The organism is Pseudoselenomonas ruminantium (assembly GCF_900113715.1).
Lineage (GTDB): Bacteria > Bacillota > Negativicutes > Selenomonadales > Selenomonadaceae > Selenomonas_A > Selenomonas_A caprae.
In genome coordinates, this window is record NZ_FOQK01000034.1 from 23,853 (window position 1) to 30,171 (window position 6,319).

Annotated in this window: 6 protein-coding genes; all 6 read left to right on the top strand. The window is 55.8% G+C overall.

Annotated elements, in window-relative coordinates; all coding sequences use genetic code 11:
* The first annotated feature begins 23 nt into the window (after positions 1 to 23).
* The 6 genes from BM181_RS13825 to BM181_RS13850 are packed head-to-tail and all read left to right on the top strand — an operon-like array spanning position 24 to position 6,134.
* Positions 24 to 830 carry a Cof-type HAD-IIB family hydrolase gene (locus BM181_RS13825; RefSeq protein ID WP_075445712.1) on the top strand — a complete coding sequence of 269 codons (807 nt, stop codon included), beginning with the start codon at positions 24 to 26 and terminating at the stop codon, positions 828 to 830.
* Positions 831 to 871: 41 nt separating this feature from the next.
* Positions 872 to 1,804, top strand: coding sequence for an RNase adapter RapZ (gene rapZ / locus BM181_RS13830; RefSeq protein WP_082336335.1), 933 nt, complete (start codon positions 872 to 874; stop codon positions 1,802 to 1,804).
* Between the two features lie 6 nt (positions 1,805 to 1,810).
* Positions 1,811 to 3,121, top strand: coding sequence for a gluconeogenesis factor YvcK family protein (locus BM181_RS13835; RefSeq protein ID WP_075445713.1), 1,311 nt, complete (start codon positions 1,811 to 1,813; stop codon positions 3,119 to 3,121).
* A gap of 25 nt (positions 3,122 to 3,146) precedes the next feature.
* Positions 3,147 to 4,088 carry a DNA-binding protein WhiA gene (gene whiA, locus BM181_RS13840; protein WP_075445714.1) on the top strand — a complete coding sequence of 314 codons (942 nt, stop codon included), beginning with the start codon at positions 3,147 to 3,149 and terminating at the stop codon, positions 4,086 to 4,088.
* A 19-nt stretch (positions 4,089 to 4,107) separates the two neighbouring features.
* Complete coding sequence (locus BM181_RS13845; protein WP_075445715.1) at positions 4,108 to 4,893, top strand: polysaccharide deacetylase family protein; 786 nt, start codon at positions 4,108 to 4,110, stop codon at positions 4,891 to 4,893.
* Positions 4,890 to 6,134, top strand: a complete 1,245-nt coding sequence (locus BM181_RS13850; RefSeq protein ID WP_082336336.1) for a hypothetical protein — start codon at positions 4,890 to 4,892, stop codon at positions 6,132 to 6,134. Before BM181_RS13845 ends, BM181_RS13850 begins: the two co-directional genes overlap by 4 nt.
* The last annotated feature ends 185 nt before the right edge of the window (positions 6,135 to 6,319 follow it).

Here is a 6,319-nt window from a genome sequence, read left to right on the forward strand (position 1 = left end):
CCCGCTGTTGAGGAGGAGAAATTATGTCAGTAAAACTTTTTGTAACGGATCTGGACGGTACGCTGCTGCCGGGCGGACAGCAGGTATCGGCCGCGAATATAGAGGCAGCACAGGCGGCTGTCAAGGCTGGCGTCACGGTGACGATCGCGACGGGACGCATGTACAAGGCGGCCCTGCCGGTAGCGAAGGCACTGGGCGTCGATGTGCCGATCATCACGTATAACGGTGCGCTCATAAAGACTGTGGGTGGTGAGGTGCTGTACAGCAGCTTCCTGGATCCCGAGCTTGTCTGCCGCGTGGTGGATTTCTGCCGTGACAGGGGCTGGTACTTGCAGACGTACAGCAAGGATGAGCTCTATTATGCAGAATACGATGAGAATGCCAAGGCTTATGAGGCTTCGCAGAAGATACAGGGCCATGCTGTGGGCTGGGATGGCCTCAAACAGCACACGGATGAGGTGTGCAAGGTGCTGTCGGTGTCAAGCTGTGCAGCGGAGACCGATGCCCGTATCGCGGAGCTGCGGGCGGCGTTTGGCGATGTGATCGCACCTGTGCGCTCCAATGCCAACTATGCGGAAATCATCAATGCTGGTGTGAGCAAGGCGGCCGGCATCCGCAATCTGGCCAGCCGGCTCGCTATCGCGATAGAGGATACGATGGCTATCGGCGATGCAGACAACGACCTGCCGATGCTCAAGGCCGCCGGAAAGGCGATCGCTATGGGCAATGCAGTGCCAGCGGTCAAGGCGGTCTGTGATTATGAGACGACGGACTGCGAGGCGGACGGTTTTGCGGCGGCGATCTATCGCTATGTCATCCCGCAGGACTGACAGGTAGAATATAACGATATTTTTTTATAGAAGGTGAAATCATGGAGAATGAAATGGAGGCTGAACTCGTGCAGCCGAAAAAGGATGACTTCCGTTTTGTCATTGTCACGGGCATGTCGGGCGGCGGCAAGACACAGGCCTGTCGCTATATGGAGGATCTGGGCTATTTCGTCATCGACAATCTGCCGCCGGTCTTCATCCCGAAATTTGTCGAACTCTGCAAGCATGCAGGCGGCCATGTCGGCAAAGTGGTGCTTGTTGTCGATACGCGCAGCCGCGAGTTCTTCGATACGTTCATCCACACTCTTGACGATATGGATCGCGACGATGTGTCGTATGAGATGCTGTTCATGGATGCGTCCGATCCAGTCATCATCCGCCGGTACAAGGAGACGCGGCGCCGTCATCCAATGGCCCCTTCCTCGCGTATTTCGGAGGGGATCGCCAAGGAACGCGAACGCCTGGCACCGGCCAGGGCCAAAGCTACCTATATCATCGATACCTCAGAACTCAAGAAGGTGGAGCTTCGCGACAAGATCCATCGTCTGTTCGGCAACACCGAAGGTGAGCAGATGAATATCAATGTCTTGTCGTTCGGGTTCAAGTTTGGCATGCCGCTGGATGCCGACATGGTGCTCGACGTGCGTTTCCTGCCGAATCCATTCTATATCGAGACGATGCGGCATAAGAGCGGGGCGGTGCCAGAGGTGGCAGAGTATATAGCCAAATGGCCTGTTACGCAGGAATTCATCGAGCGTCTTGACGGCATGATCGATTTCCTCGTGCCGCAGTATGTCAAGGAGGGCAAGAGCCAGCTGGTCATTGCCGTGGGCTGCACGGGCGGCATGCACCGCAGCGTGTTCATCGCCAAGCATATCTATGAACGCTTGAGTGCTAAGAAGTACCCAGTGAAACTCGAGCATCGCGACCTCATGAAGAATGATGTTCATGAACATGTGCGTGAGGAGTGTTAAGGGAAGATGCATTTATTGAAATGGCTCTATCCGGGCATGAAGTTCAAGCGCTGGCTGCTGCTGTTCTCGGCAGGTGTCATGCTGGTGAGCTTGGGCTTGGCGCTGATTTTCAACTATAAATACCTCGACTACATCGAAGAAGCGATTTTCCGCGCGGTCTATCTCTGGAAGGGCAGCTACAATTACACGTTTTCTACACTTATCGGCATAACCGTGGTGATACTGGGGGCAGCACTGATGCTGGTAGCGACGAAGTTTGTCATCCGCTCGGTCATCACGGTGCTGCTGCCGGACAATTCGGAGCGTCTCGTGGATATCATCTATGAGAAACGCCGTCTGGGCAAGGGACCGACTGTGACGGTGGTCGGCGGTGGTCATGGCCTGTCGGTCTTGCTGCGCGGCATCAAGTCCGCGACCAGCAACGTCACGGCGGTGGTGACCGTAGCCGATGATGGCGGCTCGTCGGGCCGCCTGCGTGAGGAGCTGGGCATCATTCCGCCGGGGGACCTGCGCAACTGCCTGGTGGCGCTGGCTGATACCGAGCCCTTGATGGAGAAGTTGTTCCAGTACCGCTTCCGCGGCAAGAGCGAGCTGGCTGGACATAGCTTTGGCAACCTGTTCATCGCGGCGATGAATGAGGTGACTGGCGATGTCGAGAAGGCCTTGCAGGAATCCTCGAAGGTTTTAGCTGTCAAGGGGCAGGTTCTGCCTGCTTCGAAGGAGCATGTACGGCTTGACGCTATCATGGAGGATGGCACGGTGGTCGAGGGCGAGTCACATATCCCCGAGGTGCAGAAGCGCATCCATCGCGTGCGCTTGTTCCCAGAGAATCCGCAGCCGGTGCAGTCTGCACTGGCTGCCCTGACTGCGGCCGATGCAATCATCCTTGGCCCAGGCAGTCTCTATACGAGCATCATGCCGAACCTCTTGGTCAGTGGTGTGGCTGAGGCCTTGCGCAAGAGCAAGGCGGTGAAGATCTATATCTGCAACGTGATGACCCAGCCGGGAGAGACGGATGGCTATACGGCTTCGATGCACGCCAAGGCCATCATCGATCATGGCGGCAAGGGGGTCATCGACTACATGCTGGTCAACAGTCATCCGATCTCGTCGGAGATGCAGGCATATTATGCCGAAAAAGGGGCCTATCCCGTCGAGGTCGATGAGGAGGCCATCAATGCGCTGGGCATCGGTTTTGTCAAGGCAGATATCATCAATGAATCAGACGTTATCCGCCATGATCCGGACAAGCTCTGCCGCAGCGTCATGAAGATGGTTTACCGCCTGCAGCCTAGCGCTATGAAGGGCTTTGAGTAGAGAACAGGCGGAGGAGTGAGACGCTATGCCGTCATTTGCGACGGAAGTAAAGAATGAATTGGCACGACTGAGCTATGACCGCAGCTGCTGCCGCACGGCGGAGCTGGCGGCGCTCTTGCGCATGGGGGCGACGATAACCTTTGGCCTGCGCCGCACCTTTGGCCTGAATTTCACGACCAAGAATGCGGCCGTAGCGCGCAAGACGCTGCAGCTGCTGAAGAGCGAGGGCGGCGGCATACGCACGGAGATCACTGTGCGCCGTGCACGCCAATTGAACAAGAACAACAATTATACGGTGCGTGTGGTGCCGTCGCCAGATGTTGCCGGCTTGCTGGAGACTTTGGGCTTCCTGCATGATGACAGCCTCAATATGGATACGGACATGGCTATCCTCAAAAAGAATTGCTGCCGCGTAGCTTACTTGCGCGGCGCTTTCCAAGGCGGGGGCAGCGTGAACCGTCCGGAGGCCAGCTATCATCTGGAGCTCGTGACCGGCAGCTACAGCTTGGGGAAATTGCTCTATACGCTTCTGAAACGCATGGATTTCCCTGTGGGGTTCATCGACCGGAAGGATGACTACGTTGTGTACCTCAAGGAAGGCGATGCGGTCATGGACTTCCTGGCGATGATCCAGGCTGATGAGGCGGTAGAAGCTTTTGAGGTGGCCCGCAATGTCAAGGAGGTCCGCGAACAGGTGAACCGGCTGGTGAACTGTGAGACGGCCAACCTGCAGAAGACTGTGGATGCTGCAGGGCGGCAGCTTGAGGCTATCCGCAGGCTGCAGGCGGCCGAGGTCATTCCGCGACTGCCTAAGAAGTTGCGACAGACTGCGGAGCAGCGCCTCGCACATCCCGATGCGAGTCTGGCTGAGCTGGCGGATATGCTGGGAGTCAGCAAGTCGGGGATGAATCATCGGATGCGGAAGCTGCGCGAGCTGGCAGAGGAATTGCCAGCTGCCCAGCTGTGATGAGAGAAAGGATAATCTGTTGAAATACTTCAAACGAATACTACTGGTGGCGGGGGCGCTGCTGTTGGCTTTTGCTGGCTGGCTGGCCCTGACGCCGATGCCGGACGGAGTGCCGGTGCTCGAATATCATATGGTCAATGATGCGGATAATGGCGAAGGCTGGGCGTATAACGTGCCGCCGGAGGAGTTCCGCCAGCAGCTGGACTATTTGCAGCAGCAGGGCTATACGACGATTACCATGCTGGAATTCATGAAGGCGAAGAAGGGCAAGCTGGAGCTGCCGGACAAGCCTATCATCCTTACGTTTGATGACGGCTATGAGGATAACTATACGACGATGCTGCCGATGCTTGAGGAGCGTGGCATGAAGGCTGTGGTCTATATGGTGACCAATGATATCGGCCGGCCGAATTACCTGAGCTGGGATCAGCTGCGGGATATGCAGGACCGCGGCATTGAGATCGGCAGCCATACGGCTAACCATCAGCCGCTCACACATCTTGATCCAGAGAAGCAGGCTGAGGAGATGCGCTTATCGAAGCTCCTGATGGAGTGGAATGGCATCCGTACTGTATTCAGCTTTTCCTACCCGAATGGGGCCTATACTGATGCGATGCCGGGAATGCTGGCAGAAAATGAGTATCTGACAGCCGTGACAGGCGATGCCGGGCTCAACACCTTTGCCACGAATCCCTATCTGTTGCAGCGTGTGAATATCCCGCATCCGCGTTTTGGGCTTACGGAGTTCAAGTTGCGCCTTTGGAAAGCGGCGGTCATGACGAAGTTAGGAGTGAAGCAACATTGAAGCTGAGAGTTGTCAAGCGGATGCCAGCAAAGAAATTGCTGGCTGCATGTGTGCTGGCTGTCGCTATGACCAGCTGCCAGCTGCAGCCGGTTTCTGCATCCAGCCATGAAGTGGGGCAACAGGAAATGAACATCAAAGAGCGGATAGACACCATCCTGAATAAGGCATCAACAAGACCGGCTTCCATGGGCAGTGAGGTGTGGGGCAAGGAACCCTGCGTGATGCATGAGCTGCCGACCGAGAGCAGGGATGAGGGCGGTACACTGCTATTTTCGGACAGTCCTGAATATGTAAAACAGGATGGCGTGCTGTATCGTGACACGGTGGCAGGTGATGCACGGGTATTTTACTATCATCTGAACAATACCGATGTGCCGAAAAAGCTGGCAGTCGTGCTGCGCAATAAATACGATGGGGTGAACATCGTCAAAGTGACCCGGGGCGGCAGCGGTGCGCCGAGCAAGGATTACCTTTTTGTCGGCAAGACGGTGCAGCTGGATTATTTTGCAGCGTCGATGGATGAGACGCTGGTATTGACGCGGGACGGCCGCCGCTTATTGCAGGACTCGATGGCTGAAGTGGTATTGAAGCCGGATGAGCTTGTGGCGGGCATGTACGATTTCCAGGCTTTGCATCCTGTGGAGGTGTCGGTGCTCATGGTTGGGGAGGATGCTGATCCGCTGCAGGCGGCATATGAACTGCCAATCCTGCCCAAGGATGAGATGCGGCTGCGTGGAACCTTTACGGGGATGAACCGGCAGTTGACTGTGACGAAACGCTATGATCCGGCGAAGGATGGCGTCATGTATTTCCGGGTGGCCGATGATGAGCGCGACAAGTTCCGCGACGGCATCGATGCGACTGATGGCAGCAAGGTGAGCAATGAGGGGAATTATGGTGTCGTCTACCGTATCCATATACCTATCAAGGGGAACCAGCCTGTGCAGTACTTCCTGTCACCATTGGGCGGTGTATATGCAGGCGCGATACGAGCTGTGACTGAGACGGCGGAACAGAAACTACTGCCGGTACCAGCGAAGGCACCGTTCTTCGGTGCTGCTATATTGGAAATATCGAAAGAACTGCTGTCCCGGCTGGCTCCAGGCGATGATATACTCGTCAAGAGAACGGAGCTGTCTGACTTAGGCATCTATCCCGGTGACCAATCGGTATGGTTTTATTACTCGCCGCCAGGGGCATCGAATCTTCCTGTCAATATCATAGTGAAACCTGCGCCCTGATTGTGGCGTGTAGGGAAGAGATTGTCGAACGCCTGGCGACGGACAATCTCTTTTTTGATTTTTTTAGAAAAAGGTGTTGACATATGAGGAAAAGACGTGTATCATAATACAAGTCGCTGAGAGATACGGCAACGGAAAACAACCAGCAAGCCTTGAGTGGCAAGCGGTTGGGAGATGTTGCTTGC